We start from the raw sequence: 15220 nt of genomic DNA, 5'->3' as shown, positions 1-15220 counted from the left end.
ACAGTCCCTTTGTCCACTCCTCAAAACAGCGGAAGCTGGTGTGCGAGGTAGCTCTCCTGATGCGCGTCGCGAACGATGTCGCCTGGCTGAATGTGCCCGATGAGCAGCGGCGATGCGGGGTCGTGCAGCCGCAGGTTGCGGGCAACGACGCGCTGGTCGTAGTTGGCGTAGCAGTACGCGCAGCCGTGGGGGCACGTGTTGTAGGTGCCCACGTCCGCGCCGAGCAGGCAGTCGCACATCGCGCGCGGCGAGCGCTTGGAGCACGGGATGTCGAGTCGGATGTCGCAGGCTTGCTCGAGAACCTCGCGGGTCATGCAGCCGTTTACGTCGACGCCGCACTCGGCAAGCGAGGCGTCCTCGCAGCAAAGGCGGATCCGAATGCCGTGCGCAGCCCCAATCCGGGCGAACTCGGTGGCAAGAAATCGCTGCTCAGCGGGTCTGACGGCCCGAGCCTCGGGGAAGTTGCGACGCGTCTTCTCGTAGAGGTCGATAAAGCTCACGACACAGAACGCCACGCGCCCGCCGAGCTCCGCCGCCATCCGCTCGAAGGCGCGCAGGTGGTGTTCGGCGGTGTAGCGCTCGGACAGAAACACGGGGTCGTAGCGCCACCCGACACGGCGCGGCCCAACGATGCCGGAAAGTTGCCGGATTGATGCCAACACGGCGGCTTTGTCCGGCACATTCGGCTCGATTTCCGCTCCGTAGGACGTGCAAGTCACGAACCAGAACTGCCGGAAGGCATCAAACTCGCCGAGGCGGGGCAGCATGGGCGCCGGGTTCTTCGTGCAAAAGCAGATCACGTCGACTACCTGCGGGTCCAGCACGTAACGGGTGACGAGCTCCGGGCGATACGGGTTTCTTGCCATCACATAACCCTCGGCGACGCGGCGGCAGAACCACTCGCTGAAGTACGCCGGAATGTCCGTCCGGCAACCCGTGTTCAGAATCACCCCGGCTCCTCTCGCTTCGCGCTGGCCAAATGGACAAAAGGCAGTCCCCTCGTCTTATTACATAGGACGAGGGGACTTCCCCCTGTCTTATTTTGAGCCGTTTAGCACATGATGGCGTCGTCGGCGGTAAAGGCGTCGAGCGAGCCGGCCTTGACCTGGATGCAGACGAAGGTGATGCCGGAGTCGGCGGCGGCGCTGAACTGGCGCTTGGCGGCGGGGGAGACGCGCAGCCAGTCGCCGGCGACAAGCTCGACCTTCTCGCCGTCGATCGTGGCGAAGCCGGCGCCCTCGAGGATGCCGTAGATCTCCTCGTTGTTCTTGTGGGCGTGGACGAAGGGAACGCCCGCGCCGGCGGGGAGCTTGTTGATGCTGATCTCGGCGCCGGTGAGGCCGAGCGCCTCGTGCAGCTCGACGCGGCCCTCGTTGCCCTCGTTGGTCTTTGTGTAGTTTGCCATGGTGATTCCTCTCCTCTTTGTGTTTACGCGTGGACAAAGGGACTGTCCCTTTGTCCACAACCTATTGAATCGCGGCAGCTCGTGGGTGCCAAGAAGGCACTAATCTATTACCTAGTTACCTTTTGGTGACCACCTCTGCCTGCAAGGCATTCGATTTTGAGTGCTACAGTCTGTTGCAATGCGCATCCCTAGGCAGCGGCGCGCTCGCCCTTCTCGCCCATGCGCTCGCCCTTCTCGCTGCGCCTTCTCTCCACGGCGTGTACCACGTTGAGAAGGACCAGGCCTAGAAGGCTTGCGGTCACGCTGGCCGCGAGAATGGCGCACTTGGCTGCCAGCTGCTCGGTGCCGTACTCAAACGAGAGGCCCGAGATCAGGATGCACATGGTGAAGCCCACGCCGCCAAGGACGCCCACGCAGAGCATCTGCCCCCACGTGGAGCCCTCGGGAAGCGGCGAGAAGCCCACGCCCACCAGCGTGGCCGTCACGGCAAGGATGCCCAGCGGCTTTCCCAGCACCAGGCCGAAGAAGACGCCCTGGGCCACCGGATCGCCAATGATGCTCAGCGGGTCCACCCCAACGACGCGCAGCTGAGCGTTGGCGAAGGCGAACAGCGGCAGGATCAAGAAGTTAACCGGCACGGAGATGGCGCCCTCCACGCGCTGCAGCGGCGGGGTCACGCGGTGCATGATGTTCTCCACGCGCCGCGCCGTCTTGGTGAGGCCGTGCTGGCCCAGGATGTGCATCTCTGGGTCGTAAGCGTCGTCCATCTCGCCGCTCCGCTCGGCGAGCCACTCCTGGACATTCCCGAGCTTGATGTCGCTCTTGACGGGCAGGAAGAAGGCGAGAATGACGCCGGCCAGCGTGGCGTGGACGCCGGAGTTCAGCATGCAGGCCCACAGCACGACGCCCACCAGCAGGTACCAGCGCGCGTGGTAGACCTGCAGGCGGTTCAACGCCCACAGCACGGCGACGCAGGCGGCAGACGCCACGAGCCACGGCACGGAGGGCGTCTGGCCGTAGAACAGGGCGATCACGATGATGCCCAGAAGGTCGTCGGCGATGGCGAGCGTCGAGAAGAATACCCTGGCCGCGGGCGCGACCTTGTCTCCCGCAAGCGACATGATGCCCAACGCGAAGGCGATGTCGGTGGCGATGGGCACGGCCCAGCCGCCCGTGGCGCCGCCCCAGTTGAAGAGCGTGTAGATCAGGGCCGGCGCCGTTACGCCGCCGCAGGCCGCAAGGATGGGCATCAGCGCCTGGCGCGGGTTGGTGAGCGCGCCCGCCGTCAGCTCGAACTTGAGCTCGATGCCCACGGAGAGGAAGAAGATCGCCATCAGGAAGTCGTTGATGAAGGCCTCGATGGTGATGGAGGCCACAAACGGGCCCACCGTAATGGCCAAGGGCTGCTCCAAAAACTCGCGCACGGGGTAGTAGGCGTCGGTGTTTGCCACCACGACGGCCACCACGGCGGCAAGCACCATGACGGCCGCCGCGATGGTCCCGCTCTCAAAGATCCATGCAAGGCCGCGCCTGCGCGCACAACGCTTTGCCACTGCGGGCACTGCTACAATACTTGATAGAGCTGGCATGTTGCTCATAATTCCTCCAGGCAATCATGATCATGGTCTGCCAAGTAGGTATAGGCGTTTTCCTGCGATAACGCAGCGAGAAGGTCGATATAAGACTATCTGGTTTCACGCCCACCGCCAGATTGTTTCTCTTGGTTACGACACGTTAACTATCGTTACGGCACATTTTCGGCACCAGTCGTTGTCTTTTGGGTGTGTCAAGTTGATTTGGGCGAGCGAGACCGCTTTGACCGCGAACGGACATTCTCGCGTTCCGACCGACGACGCGCGACGCCGGCGGCGCCCAAGGACTGTAGGCCGCACCAAAGGAGGCAACATGTTCAGCTCCGCTGACGTTACCTGGACGCTCGTCGGGGCGTTCCTCGTGTATTTCATGCAGGCGGGCTTCGCGCTGTGCGAGGCCGGCCTCACCCGTGCCAAGAACACGGGCAACATCCTGATGAAGAACCTCATGGACTTCTGCATCGGAACCCCGTGCTACTGGCTCGTGGGCTTTGGCATCATGTTCGGCGGCACGGGCGCCCTTATCGGCAGCTTTGACCCGTTCATCCAGGGCAGCTACGACTTCGGCACCCTGCCCACCTGGGTCTACGCCATCTTCCAGACGGTCTTTTGCGCCACCGCGGCCACGATCGTCTCCGGCTCCATGGCCGAGCGCACCAACTTCAAGGCCTACGTGCTGTACTCCGCGATGATCAGCCTTGTTGTCTACCCGATCTCCGGCCACTGGATCTGGGGCGGCGGCTGGCTCTCCCAGCTGGGCTTCCATGACTTTGCCGGCTCCACGGCCGTCCACTTCGTCGGCGGCGTGACCGCGTGCCTGGGCGCCGCCCTTCTCGGTCCGCGCATCGGCAAGTACGGCAAGGACGGCAAGCCGCGCGCCATTCTCGGCCACAACATGACCGCCATGGCCCTGGGCGTCTTCATCCTGTGGTTCTGCTGGTTTGGCTTCAACGGCGGCTCCACCGTCTCCATGACCGGCGACGACACCATGGCCAACGCCGGCCTGGTGGTTTTCAACACCAACCTTGCGGCCGCCATGGCCACCCTCGCGGCCATGATCTTCACCTGGTGCCGCTACGGCAAGCCCGACGTGTCCCTTACCTTCAACGCCTCCCTTGCCGGCCTCGTTGCCATCACTGCCGGCTGCGACGTCATGGACCCCTTTGGCGCCGCCATCACCGGCACCATTGCCGGCGTCCTGGTGATCCTGTCCGTCGAGTTCTTTGACAACGTGGCCAAGATCGACGATCCCGTCGGCGCCATCTCCGTCCACGGTGTCTGCGGCTGCTTCGGCACCCTGTGCGTGGGCCTTTTTGCCACCGACGGCGGCCTGTTCTACGGCGGCGGCGTCGAGAAGCTCGGCATCCAGGCGCTCGGCCTTCTTAGCGTTGCCGCCTGGGTCCTGGTGACGATGTTCATCGTCTTCAAGGTCATCGACAAGCTCGTCGGCCTGCGCGTCCCCGAAGAGATCGAGATCGACGGCCTGGATTTCGCCGAGCACGGCCTGCCCACCGCCTACTCCGGCTTTGCCATCTCCGACCCCACCTACGCCAACCTGGAGGCCGTGAACCCCTACGAGGGCACCGACCTGGGCGAGGACAATATCGACCGAGCCTCCGAGGCCAAGGTCAACGCCGCCGTCCCCGTGGTTACCGCGTCAGTTACCGCCGGCATGCACAACATCAGCGTGTGCTGCAAGGCCTCCAAGCTCGAGGAGCTCAAGGTGGCCCTCAACAAGGCAGGCATCACCGGCATGACCGTCTCGCAGGTCACCGGCTACGGCCTGCAGAAGGGCGCCGGCGAGAAGTACCGCGGCGTCGAGGTCGACGCGCGACTGCTCCCCAAGGTCAAGGTGGAGATCGTCGTCGGCAACATCCCGTACGAGAAGATCGTCGACGTCATCAAGCGCGTCCTGTATACGGGCCACATCGGCGACGGCAAGATCTTCGTCTACGGCGTCGAGAAGGTCGTGAAGGTTCGCACTGGCGAGGAAGACCTGCTCGCCCTGACCGACGAGGCCGAGTAGCGACTCGAACTCGGCCCAATCACGTCACGAATAACCGCCCGGGAGCGATCCCGGGCGGCTTCTCGTGGCGCTCGCGGGCGCCGGGCGCCCCTACGCGGGCGGGTTCTCGGCGATGTAGCGCTCCAAAATGTCCGCCATTTGCTGCACGAGGCGCGGGCAGGGACGCGTCTCGTAGTACTCGACCTAATCGCGCACCAGGACCTGAACGATCTCGCCGATATACATCGTGTGGAAGTCGCGCTCGGGATAGTTGTATTCGACGAGGCCCGCGTCCGCGAAGCCCTCCTCCACGAGGTCTTGCGCATAGAGCTTGCGGCACACGAGCACGACGTCCGCCTCGGCAAAATACACGGTGCCGTCCTCGAAGACCGGGGTGAGGCCGGCCGCGGCTACCTTATCTCCGTCGCGGCCCGAATGGCTCCCGAGGTAGCCGAGGGCCCCGCGCTCCTCGCGCCCGAAGTGCGAGAGCGTGAAGAACTCCTCGCGGTCCATGAACTTCTTTGTGTGGCGGCTCGGGCGCACGAAGCATGTCGCCGTGGGCAGGCGGTTCGTGTGGCTCCCGCATCCCCAGACGGAGCCGAGATGGCCCCAGGCAACGGTCATCGCGTTGTAGCCGAGCTCCTCGTTGCCGGCGGCGAGCGCCATCCAGTCCTCCGAGAACGCCGTCAGGGGGTTCAGCGGACAGTTGCGTACATCGATCTCTCTCAAGTGGGGTCCTTTCTTAACGTGCGGGCAATGACTTGCTGCTGTTACGTAGGTCAGACTTGCCCCTTAGGCGACAATAGTCAAAACAGAGAATACGACGAGCGTCACAACCATGTGAAGCGATATAAAGGCAGAAAACCCGGCGTCCTTCTCATCACGGGTGAGCGGTTCGAGCGCTCAACGTTAAAGTTGAAGCCGATGTTGAATAAAATGCAGGTCACGATAGGTGCTGTGGCCGTGAAAGCAGCGTTCGTATAGAGCGTGTAGGCGCCGATGTGCTCGAGCGCTCGACCTCCTTGCGGTCTGCGGGTGGACAAAGGGACTGTCCCTTTGTCCACCATTCAATCGAAAGCATGAACACCAGCCAAGAAGACACTAATCTATTACCTAGTTACCATTCGGTGACCACATCTGCCTGCAAAGCATTCGATTCTGAGTGCTACACTCTGTTGCAATGTAGGACGTAAGCGAAAGGGCTGCCCATGCTCACCAAAGAAGAACTGCCCGCCTGCCCCGTGGCCACTACGGTCCAGCTCATCGGCAGCAAGTGGAAGCTGCTCATCCTGCGCAACCTGATGATGCGCCCCTGGCGCTTCAACGAGCTGCGCCGTGACCTTGAGGGCATCAGCCAGAAGGTCCTGACCGACAGCCTGCGCTCGCTTGAGGCGGACGGCCTGGTCACGCGCACGGTCTACCCCGAGGTGCCGCCGCGCGTGGAGTACGCCCTGTCCGAGCTGGGCGAGACCATGCGCCCCATCATGAAGTCGCTCGAGGACTGGGGCAACTTCTACAAGTCGACGCGCGCCTAGGAGCCGGCGTTCGAGGGCTGTTTGGAGGCTTCGCAACACAAACTTCGCCGAGTGTGCACCTTAATTTGGATTCACTCGGTATACAGCCAGTTTTTGCCACGTTTTCCCAGTTTCGCCCGGCCAAAATCCTGCTTGTATGGCGGCAGTCCGAATTAAGGTGCACACTCGACGAAGTTTGTGCGCCGCCGCCCGCATAAGGTGGGGACAACCCGCGGTTGGGCCCGTCTCGAGTGCCATTTGCCCGTGCGTCAGGCGGCGGACACGCGCATCCTTTAACCGAAAGGGTTGTATTCCGCAAACTACAACGGCTTACCAGCTGTTAGGCTCTATGGAAATTGGTTTTGCGCCTGGGGAGGCGCGACCACAATGGAGAGGAGCCGCTATGGCCGAGTTCGAGAACACGCTGCCGCGCACCTTCGAGGAGTTCAATGAGCAGCGAAAGGCGTCGTTTATCCGCGTCAAGGATTTCAAACAGGCGGGCAACCGGCTCGTCGGCGTTCTGTGCAGCTACACGCCCATGGAGATCATCGACGCTGCGGGCGCCTCGGCCGTGGGCCTGTGCGGCACCTCCGACGAGGTCATTCCTGACGCCGAGAAGGTCCTGCCGGCAAACCTCTGCCCGCTCATCAAGTCGACCTACGGCTTCGCCTACTCGCAGAAGTGCCCGTTCACGTACTTCTCGGACCTGATCATCGGCGAGACCACCTGCGACGGCAAGAAGAAGATGTACGAGCTGCTCGCCGACCTGAAGCCGGTGCACATCCTGCACCTGCCGCAGGGCCGCGAGCGCGCTTACGAGCGCGAGGGTTGGCGCGAGGAGTGCCGCCTGCTCAAGGAGCGCCTCGAGGAGCTCTACAGCATCACCATTTCCGACGACGACCTGCGCGCGGCCGTGCGTCGTCGCAACCGCCTGCGCGAGGCGCAGCTCAGCATGTTCGAGCTGCAGGCTCAGCAGCCGCCGGCGATGGGCGGCGTCGAGCTCATGAGCACGATGTTTGCGGGCACGTTCAACTTCAACGTGGACAGCTTCGCCACGCAGATCGAGGACACCGTTGCCGCGCGCAAGGCCGCCTATGACGCGGGCGAGCGCCCCATCTCGGCCGACGCCAGGCGCATCCTCATCACCGGGTGCCCCGTGGGCGGCGTCATCAACAAGATCGGCCGTACCATCGAGGCCAACGGCGGCACCGTGGTCTGCATGGACGACTGCTCCGGCGAGCGCACCGCGCGCATGATGATCGACGAGGACGCCGACGACATCCTGGGTGCCATCGCCGACCGCTACCTGAGCATCAACTGCTCCGTCATGACCCCCAACGAGGGCCGCATGGAGAACACCCTGGCCATGTGCGAGAAGTATCACGTCGACGGCGTCGTTGAGAGCGTGCTCACCGCGTGCCACACCTTCAACGTGGAGAGCGCCAAGATGCAGGCGGCCGTCGAGGGCGCGGGCATTCCGTACATGAAGGTCGAGACGGACTACAGCGCCGGCGACCAGGGGCAGATCGATACCCGTATCGCGGCATTCATAGAGACCCTTTAGGAGGGGAATGTGCCTGCTTACGGCATCGGCATAGACATCGGGTCGACGGCGACGAAGGTCGCGGTGCTGGGCGGGGGCGGCGAGGTCGCGGCGCTCGAGGTGATGCCCACGGGGTTCTCGAGCGTGGACGCGGCCGAGCGCGCGCGGGCGGCGGTCGCTGCCGCCGGCGTGGACGTCGCGGCCGATGACGTGCGCGTTGTTGCCACGGGCTACGGCCGCGTGGCCGTTCCCTACGCCGACAAGGTCGTGACCGAGATCACCTGCCACGGCGTGGGCGCGGCGCGGCTGTTTGGCCCCGAGGGCACCGTGGTCGACGTTGGCGGACAGGACACCAAGGTCATCCAGCTGCGAGCCGGCCGCGTGGCCAAGTTCGCCATGAACGACAAATGCGCCGCAGGTACCGGCCGCTTTTTGGAGGTAATGGCCGATAAACTCGGCGTCTCGCAGGAAGAGCTCTCCCGCCTTGCCGCGGCAGGGGAGGGCGTCACCATCTCCAGCATGTGCACGGTCTTCGCCGAGTCCGAGGTTATCAGCCTCGTGGGGCGCGGAGAGACGCGCGAGAACATCGCCCATGGCATCATCGAGAGCGTGGTCTCGCGCGTGGCGGCGCTGGCCGGCCAAGGCGCCGGCGAGCCGTTCTTCCTCACGGGCGGGCTTTGCGAGAACGGCTATTTCGTGGAGCGGCTCGGGGTTAAGCTTGGGTCGAGTGTGACGACCTGCTCCGAGGCGCGCTTTGCCGGTGCCTTGGGTGCGGCCGAGAAAGCCCTGCAGCTCGCGTAGCTGCGCATTTATGGATTGGAGGAGCGCAAGATGGACATGACGGGCGTCAAATTGACCGAGCTCGTGGAGGCAGCCGGCTGCGCGGCCAAGCTCGCGCCGGGCTATCTCTCGCAGGTGCTCGCCGACCTGCCGCGCGTGGACGACCCGCGCCTGCTCGTGGGCTTCGACGCCTCCGACGACGCCTACGTGTACGACCTCGGCGACGGCCGGGGACTCGTCGGAACGACGGACTTCTTCCCGCCGATGGTGGACGACCCGTTCCTGTTTGGGCAGGTAGCGGCCGCAAATGCGCTCTCCGACGTGTGGGCGATGGGCGGGCGGCCTGCGCTCGCGCTGAACCTGCTGTGCTTCCCCAACTGCCTAGGGATCGAGATCGCGGGGCAGATCCTGGCCGGCGGCGCCGACAAGTGCCGCGAGGCCGGCGTCATCGTGGCGGGCGGGCACTCCATCAACGACCACGAGCCCAAGTTCGGCCTGGCCGTCACGGGGTTCGTGCCGCTCGACCGCATGCTTGCCAACGCCGGGGCGCGCGAGGGCGACGCGCTCGTGCTCACCAAGGCGCTCGGTACGGGCATCCTGACCACGGCGTATAAGGCCCAGCTCCTGGACGAGGCCGGGGTCAAGGTGGCCACCGACTCGATGATCACGCTGAACAAGTACGGCGCGGAGGCGCTCGACGGCCTCGATGTCCACGCGGCCACCGACGTGACAGGCTTCTCGCTCATGGGCCACAGCTGCGAGATGGCCGAGGCGAGCGGCGTGACGCTTCAGATCCGTGCCGCCGAAGTGCCCGTGATGGCCCGCGCGCGCGAGATGGCGCAGATGGGGCTTATCCCCGCGGGCGCCTATCGCAACCGCGATTTCTTCGGCCCGCGCGTCGAGATGGGCGGCGACGTGCCGCTCGACCTCGCTGACGTGCTCTTCGACCCTCAGACGTCGGGTGGCCTGCTCGTGGCGCTGCCGCAGGTGGACGCCGAGACGTACGTGGGCAGGCTGCGGGAGCTCGGCCAGCCGGCGGCGATCGTCGGGCGGGCGGCAGAGCGCGAAGCCGGCGGCTGCTCCGTCAGCGTTACCGTGTAGCTGCGGTTTATTCATTCTTGCCAACAAATGCTCCGAGAAAGGAAGCTTGCCATGTCCGAGAACAAGATCGTGGTCGACGCCCGCGGCGACGCGTGCCCCATCCCCGTCGTCAAGACCCTGAAGGCGCTGGGCACCCTCGGCGGCCCCGGTGAGGTCGAGACCATCGTTGACAACAAGATCGCCGTCGAGAACCTGACCCGCATGGCCGGCTCCAAGGGCTGCGCCAGCGCCTCTGAGCAGACCGGTGAGAAGGAGTGGCACGTCGTGACCACCGCCACCGCCGCCGTCGAGGTGGCCGCCGGCGAGCCCGAGGCCGCCGAGTGCTACGTGCCGGCCGCCAAGAACGTCGTGATCCAGGTGGCGAGCGACGCCATGGGCACGGGTGACGACGAGCTCGGCCACAAGCTGATCAAGGGCTTCATCTTCTCGCTGACCCAGCTCGATGAGCTGCCGGCCACGATGCTCTTCTACAACGGCGGCGCGCGTCTGACCTGCGAGGGGTCCGCGTCGCTCGAGGACCTGAAGAACCTGGCCGACGCCGGCGTCGAGATCCTGACCTGCGGTACCTGCCTCGACCACTACGGCCTCAGCGAGAAGCTCGCCGTGGGCGAGGTCACGAACATGTACGTGATCGCGCAGAAGCTCATCGGCGCCTCGGTCGTCGTGAGGCCGTAGTGCCCAGGGTTCGCAAGCCGGCGCTCGTGGTCACGTTCCCGACCACGGCGGCGGCGATGGCGTGCGAGGAGCTGTGCGGCAAGGAGGACCTGCCGGGGCGCATGATTCCCGTACCGGGCGAGATTTCCGCAGGTTGTGGGCTTGCGTGGAAGGCGGCGCCCGAGGATCGCGGGGTGCTCGAGGCGGCGCTCGCCGCGGCGGGCGTGCCCTGCGAGGCCCTCTCCGTCATCGACATGCTCGAGTTCGTCCGCTAACTCGGCAGGTCTGTCCCCAAAGCGCAGCGGTTTGGGGACTGTCCCCAAATGGTAGTGGAACGTGCCGTCCGGAGGTGTTGTCCGGTGAAGGAGGGCGACGTGATCTATTTGGACAACGCGGCGACGACGATGCGCAAGCCGCAGCAGGTCATCGACGCCGTGGTCGCGGCCATGGGCTCGCTCGGCAACGCTGGGCGCGGGGCCGGCGCGGGCGCGATGGGGGCGGCGCGCGTTGTTCACGAGTGCCGCGAGCGCACGGCGGTGCTTCTCGGCTGCCCGCGGGCCGACCACGTCGCCTTTGCCCCCAACTCGACGGCCGCCCTCAACTGCGCCATTAACGGCTTGGTGGGGAAGGGCGACCGCGTCGTCACAACGGTTCTTGAGCACAACTCGGTGCTGCGCCCGCTGAACCGCCTGGCCGCCGAGAAGGGCGTGATCGTCGAGCATGCCGGTTGCGACGGATTGGGCCGCCTCGACATGGCGGAGCTCGAGCGCCTTGTTGCCCCCGGCACGCGAGCCGTCGTGGTCACGGGCGCCTCGAACGTGACGGGCAACGCCGTGGACATCTCGGCCGTGGCAAGAATCGCTCATGCGGCGGGCGCCCTCGTCATCGTGGACGCGTCGCAAATAGCCGGCGTCCTGCCCATCGATATGGCCGCGCATGGCCTGGACGTCGTGTGCTTTACCGGCCACAAGGCGCTCATGGGCCCGCAGGGAACGGGCGGCTTAGCCGTGGCCGAGGGCATCGACGTGCGCCCGTGGAACGTGGGCGGTACCGGCGTTCACAGCTTCGACGCCATGCAGCCCGAGGGTTGGCCCACGCGTCTGGAGGCCGGCACGCTGAACGGGCATGGGTTCGCGGGGCTTTGCGCCGGGCTTGCGTTTATTGAGGAAAACGGGGGAGTTACGGCTATGGGCGCTCACGAGGAGTCGCTGGCTCGGCGCTTCTACGAGGGTGTTCGCGGCATCGAGGGCGTGACGGTCTACGGCGATTGGCCCGCGCATCCCGCCGGAGCCTCCCGTCCGGGCATCGTCGCGCTGAACATCGAGGGGCTCGCTTCGGCGGAGGTCTCCGACATGCTCATGCAGGGCTGGGGCATCGCGACGCGCCCCGGGGCCCACTGCGCGCCCCTTATGCATGAGGCGCTCGGCACGCGTGAGCAGGGCGTTGTTCGTTTCTCGACATCGTGGTTCACCACCGAGGCCGAGATCGACGCGGCCATCGACGCCGTGCGCGAGCTTGCCGCATAAGACGAAAGGGCAGCCCTTTAGCGATCAAAGGGACTGCCCCGCTTGTCCGCTAAGGGACTGTCTCTTCTGTCCGCCAAGGGCCCTCTGTCTTATGCTATTTGGCTGCCTCGGTGAGCCAGGAGGGCTGCTCGCAGCTCACCACGCGGGCGCAGATGTAGGCGTCGCGCGCGCTCGGTGTGGCGATGACCTGCGGTTTTCCGTTCTCATCGGCCACAATGGCGCAAATCTTGCCATCGACGGGCAAAAGTCCGACCACGCGGTCGTTCACGGCGTCGTAGGCAAGCGTGGCGAGGCGCGGGTTGCGGATGGCCTGTTGCATGACGCGGCGCAGCGAGCCCGTGATCTCGCTCGCGCCGCGACGCAGGTCATCGAGGGTGGCGGAGCTGCCGGCGCCCGCCTTGGGCTGCACGAACTGCGGCAGGTACGTGGCGGGCTGCCCCTTCGTGTTCGTCGAGAAGCACGTGAGCTCCCACTGGATATCGCCGTCGTGCGGCTCGAGGATGGCCGCGATGGTCTCGCAGCCGCTGGTAAGAAGCCCCGTGTCGAAGGCCGCGCTGGAGCCGTCGTCGGCCATCGAGAGCTTTCCCTGGCGCGCCACGCGGCGGAAGGTCATGGCCAGGTACTCGCGCAGGACCTTGCGGTCCTCTCCCCAATCCTCGGGCGCGGCAAGCTCGGAGAGCTCCTCCAGCAACTTGTCCCACGAGCCGAGGACGGCGAACTGCGCGAGCTCGTCCTCGGGGCTCACGGTACCCTTGAGCTGGTCTTCGTTTGCGAACGCGGCCCACGGGCCGGGCGTTTTGTGCTCAAGCGAGCCCATGCCGACCTCTTCGGGGGAGTCGGCGTGGATGCGCGCGAGGGCCCAGCGCTTTCCGGCGACGGTCTTTGCGCGGCGGCGAAGCGTGGCCGTGGCGGCCGAGCCGTCCTTGCGGCGGAAGCGCAACGGGAAGCTCACCTCGCTGCGGGTCCCCTCGAGCATGCCCGTGGAGCGGGCGATGCGGAAGTCCTCCTCGAGCATGGCCACGGGGTCGACGTCGATGGGGAGCACCTGGTAGAGGGCCGAGAGGGGCTCGTCGGAGACGTAGACGTCGGCGTAGAAGTCCTGCGGCAGGTCATTCGCGGGGCGCGCCGGCTTGATCTCGCGCGCGGGGAGGGTGGCGATGGCGGTGGATTCAGGCTCCGGCCCCGGTTCGTCGACGGGGTCCGGGGCGTAGGTGATGGTCAGGTGGATGGAGGGCTCCGGCGTCGTGGGGGCGCTGCCGAGAGCGTCGGCGTTTTGCCCTTCCGCTCCGCGCTCGTCGCTTTGTTCCTCGCTCGCTTCGCGAGTCGCGTCGGGCAAGTCACCGTCGCTCTCGGGAGCGCTCTCGTCGCTGGAGGCGCTAGGGGCAGGGTTTGTTGGTGATTGGGGCGCGTCGGCTGGGGTTGAGGGAGGTTCGGTTGTGTCGACCTCGGGTCCATGCTGCGGCTCGATCTCGGGCGCAGACTCCGGCGTCGGCTCCGGCTCAGCCACGGGCTCCGGCGTCGGCTCGGCCACGGGCTCTGGCGTCGGCGCGGGCACAGGCTCCGGCTGCGGCACAGGCCCCGACTCAGCCGCAGGCTCCGGCTCCGGCGCCGGCTCGACCTTCGGCTCGATGTGCTTGGGGCGGACGGGTTTGATGTTCTTGCCGCCGCGCTTCTGCTTCCACGGCTTGCCGTTTGCGGCCTTCTCGCTGCCGTCGGACTTGCCGGCGCGGGCGAGGGCCTGGTCGTAGGCCTCGTTGGCCACGACGGTCACAAAGACGGCGTTCTTCTTGAAGACGGTGAGCTTGACGCATTCGTCGAGCGCCTCGAACATCGAGCGCGCGTCGTCGAAGCCGAGGTCGGTGGGGGCGAGACCGTCGGCGGCGAGCACGTCTGCCGCGCGATCGAGGGCGGTCTGCTTGCCGATGCCCAGCTCGCGGGCAAAGAGTCGGTACAGATAGAGTCGGTGGCCGGGCTTTATTTGAGGCATGTCGGGGCCTTTCTGCAAAGTTTCGAACATCTACCTTACTACCCAATCACGCTCGGCGGGAGCACGGGCCGGGCCGGGGCCGCGAGTGGCATACTGTTTAGAGGTGTTTTGCTTGACGCTCGGATGGATTCGGGGGAGCTATGAAAGCTGGCAAGATTCTGGGAGCGGCGGCCATCGTGGCGGGTTCTGCCGCCGCGGCATGTGCCGCCACCTGCGCCGCATTGGCCCCGCGCCGCGGCAACCCCGTCCTCGATCAGCAGTGGCGCGAGATCGCCCGCTATCGCTACGCGCACCGCGGCCTCCACGGCGAGGGGGCGCCCGAGAATTCCGTCGCGGCGTTTCTGCGCGCCCGGGACCACGGCTTCGGCGTCGAGCTGGACGTGCACCTCACGGCGGACGGCGAGCTGGCCGTAATCCACGACTCCGAGATCGAGCGCATGTGCGGGTATGCCGGCGTGGTCGAGGAGATGACCATGGCCGAGCTGCGCGAATGCCGCCTTGCGGGCACCGATGAGCAAATCCCGACCTTCGATGAGGCCCTTGCGGTCTACGAGTGCGACCCGACGGGCGAGACGGAGCTGCCGGCTCCCGTGATCGTCGAGCTCAAGACCCGCGGCAAAAACGCGGCCGCGCTCTGCGAGAAGGCGATGGCCTGCCTCGACAACCACCTCGTGCGTTACTGCGTCGAGAGCTTCGACCCCCGCGTGCTCGTGTGGCTGCGCCGCCACCGCCCCGAGGTCATGCGCGGGCAGCTCGCGCAGAACTTCCTTGAGGAAGACTGGCGGCCCTTCCACCAGCGTATCGGCGGGACGGTGCTTCTTGGCAACGCGGCGACGAGGCCGGACTTCGTGGCGTATAGGTTCTGCGACCGCGAGGGCGCGCCCGTGCGCATTTCGTGCGGCCTGCTCGGCGCACATCTCGTCGAGTGGACGATCTGCAGCGCCGAGGACCTCGCGCGCTGCGAGGCCGAGGGCGCGGTGCCCATCTTCGAGGGCTTCTTGCCCGCATAACGCCGCGCCGCGTCCCAAAAACGCGCCATCCAGTAACCGCCTCTCTTGGTGAAGCCCCAAACTCGCGGCATCCAGCAACCGCGGCAAGAGAAGAGCCCCAAAA

14 protein-coding genes are annotated in these 15220 nt (G+C 65.8%); 9 read left to right on the top strand and 5 right to left on the bottom strand.

Annotated elements, in window-relative coordinates; genetic code table 11:
* Positions 1–20: 20 nt before the first annotated feature.
* The 3 genes from U5709_RS05720 to nhaA all read right to left on the bottom strand — a co-directional run bounded on the left by U5709_RS05720 (position 21) and on the right by nhaA (position 2958).
* Entirely contained in the window at positions 21–950 is a 930-nt protein-coding gene (locus tag U5709_RS05720; RefSeq protein ID WP_321972981.1) for a DUF1848 domain-containing protein, read from the bottom strand.
* Positions 951–1051: 101 nt separating this feature from the next.
* Positions 1052–1405 carry a cupin domain-containing protein gene (locus U5709_RS05715; protein WP_321971035.1) on the bottom strand — a complete coding sequence of 118 codons (354 nt, stop codon included), beginning with the start codon at positions 1403–1405 and terminating at the stop codon, positions 1052–1054.
* 188 nt (positions 1406–1593) lie between these two features.
* A complete protein-coding gene (gene nhaA, locus U5709_RS05710) occupies positions 1594–2958 on the bottom strand; it encodes a Na+/H+ antiporter NhaA (RefSeq protein ID WP_321972980.1) in 1365 nt (454 codons plus the stop codon).
* A 352-nt stretch (positions 2959–3310) separates the two neighbouring features.
* On the opposite strand from nhaA, the gene U5709_RS05705 reads away from it, so the two are divergent.
* Positions 3311–5023, top strand: a complete 1713-nt coding sequence (locus U5709_RS05705) for an ammonium transporter (protein ID WP_321972979.1) — start codon at positions 3311–3313, stop codon at positions 5021–5023.
* A 183-nt stretch (positions 5024–5206) separates the two neighbouring features.
* Here U5709_RS05705 and U5709_RS05700 read toward each other — a convergent pair whose 3' ends face one another.
* The gene (locus U5709_RS05700) at positions 5207–5731 is read right to left on the bottom strand and encodes a flavin reductase (protein WP_321971038.1); all 525 of its coding nucleotides are present in this window, start codon (positions 5729–5731) and stop codon (positions 5207–5209) included.
* 479 nt (positions 5732–6210) lie between these two features.
* On the opposite strand from U5709_RS05700, the gene U5709_RS05695 reads away from it, so the two are divergent.
* From U5709_RS05695 to U5709_RS05665, 7 genes are all read left to right on the top strand, one after another.
* The gene (locus U5709_RS05695; protein ID WP_321971039.1) at positions 6211–6537 is read left to right on the top strand and encodes a helix-turn-helix domain-containing protein; all 327 of its coding nucleotides are present in this window, start codon (positions 6211–6213) and stop codon (positions 6535–6537) included.
* A gap of 382 nt (positions 6538–6919) precedes the next feature.
* Entirely contained in the window at positions 6920–8080 is a 1161-nt protein-coding gene (locus U5709_RS05690; protein WP_321971040.1) for a double-cubane-cluster-containing anaerobic reductase, read from the top strand.
* A 9-nt stretch (positions 8081–8089) separates the two neighbouring features.
* Positions 8090–8860 carry an acyl-CoA dehydratase activase gene (locus U5709_RS05685; protein WP_321971041.1) on the top strand — a complete coding sequence of 257 codons (771 nt, stop codon included), beginning with the start codon at positions 8090–8092 and terminating at the stop codon, positions 8858–8860.
* Between the two features lie 36 nt (positions 8861–8896).
* Complete coding sequence (gene selD / locus U5709_RS05680; protein ID WP_321972992.1) at positions 8897–9940, top strand: selenide, water dikinase SelD; 1044 nt, start codon at positions 8897–8899, stop codon at positions 9938–9940.
* A gap of 51 nt (positions 9941–9991) precedes the next feature.
* On the top strand, positions 9992–10615 hold the full coding sequence (gene yedF / locus U5709_RS05675) for a sulfurtransferase-like selenium metabolism protein YedF (RefSeq protein ID WP_321972978.1): 624 nt from the start codon (positions 9992–9994) through the stop codon (positions 10613–10615).
* A complete protein-coding gene (locus U5709_RS05670; RefSeq protein ID WP_321972977.1) occupies positions 10615–10869 on the top strand; it encodes a DUF3343 domain-containing protein in 255 nt (84 codons plus the stop codon). The genes yedF and U5709_RS05670 overlap by 1 nt, the downstream gene beginning before the upstream one ends.
* A 99-nt stretch (positions 10870–10968) precedes the next feature.
* The gene (locus U5709_RS05665) at positions 10969–12120 is read left to right on the top strand and encodes an aminotransferase class V-fold PLP-dependent enzyme (RefSeq protein ID WP_321972976.1); all 1152 of its coding nucleotides are present in this window, start codon (positions 10969–10971) and stop codon (positions 12118–12120) included.
* A gap of 94 nt (positions 12121–12214) precedes the next feature.
* Here U5709_RS05665 and U5709_RS05660 read toward each other — a convergent pair whose 3' ends face one another.
* Complete coding sequence (locus U5709_RS05660) at positions 12215–14107, bottom strand: DUF3825 domain-containing protein (RefSeq protein WP_321972975.1); 1893 nt, start codon at positions 14105–14107, stop codon at positions 12215–12217.
* Between the two features lie 140 nt (positions 14108–14247).
* On the opposite strand from U5709_RS05660, the gene U5709_RS05655 reads away from it, so the two are divergent.
* Entirely contained in the window at positions 14248–15117 is an 870-nt protein-coding gene (locus U5709_RS05655; protein ID WP_321971046.1) for a glycerophosphodiester phosphodiesterase family protein, read from the top strand.
* Positions 15118–15220: the final 103 nt, after the last annotated feature.

Source organism: Paratractidigestivibacter sp. (assembly GCF_963660155.1).
GTDB lineage: Bacteria > Actinomycetota > Coriobacteriia > Coriobacteriales > Atopobiaceae > Paratractidigestivibacter.
Note: the sequence above shows the minus strand (reverse complement) of the source record. Positions and strands in the feature narration are given on the sequence as shown.

What these genes read in the sequence shown, in the direction of transcription:
- U5709_RS05715 (WP_321971035.1), bottom strand. Translation starts at nt 1,405, where the DNA reads ATGGCAAACTACACAAAGACCAACGAGGGCAACGAGGGCCGCGTCGAG.
- U5709_RS05705 (WP_321972979.1), top strand. Translation starts at nt 3,311, where the DNA reads ATGTTCAGCTCCGCTGACGTTACCTGGACGCTCGTCGGGGCGTTCCTC.
- U5709_RS05695 (WP_321971039.1), top strand. Translation starts at nt 6,211, where the DNA reads ATGCTCACCAAAGAAGAACTGCCCGCCTGCCCCGTGGCCACTACGGTC.
- U5709_RS05690 (WP_321971040.1), top strand. Translation starts at nt 6,920, where the DNA reads ATGGCCGAGTTCGAGAACACGCTGCCGCGCACCTTCGAGGAGTTCAAT.
- selD (WP_321972992.1), top strand. Translation starts at nt 8,897, where the DNA reads ATGACGGGCGTCAAATTGACCGAGCTCGTGGAGGCAGCCGGCTGCGCG.
- yedF (WP_321972978.1), top strand. Translation starts at nt 9,992, where the DNA reads ATGTCCGAGAACAAGATCGTGGTCGACGCCCGCGGCGACGCGTGCCCC.
- U5709_RS05660 (WP_321972975.1), bottom strand. Translation starts at nt 14,107, where the DNA reads ATGCCTCAAATAAAGCCCGGCCACCGACTCTATCTGTACCGACTCTTT.
- U5709_RS05655 (WP_321971046.1), top strand. Translation starts at nt 14,248, where the DNA reads ATGAAAGCTGGCAAGATTCTGGGAGCGGCGGCCATCGTGGCGGGTTCT.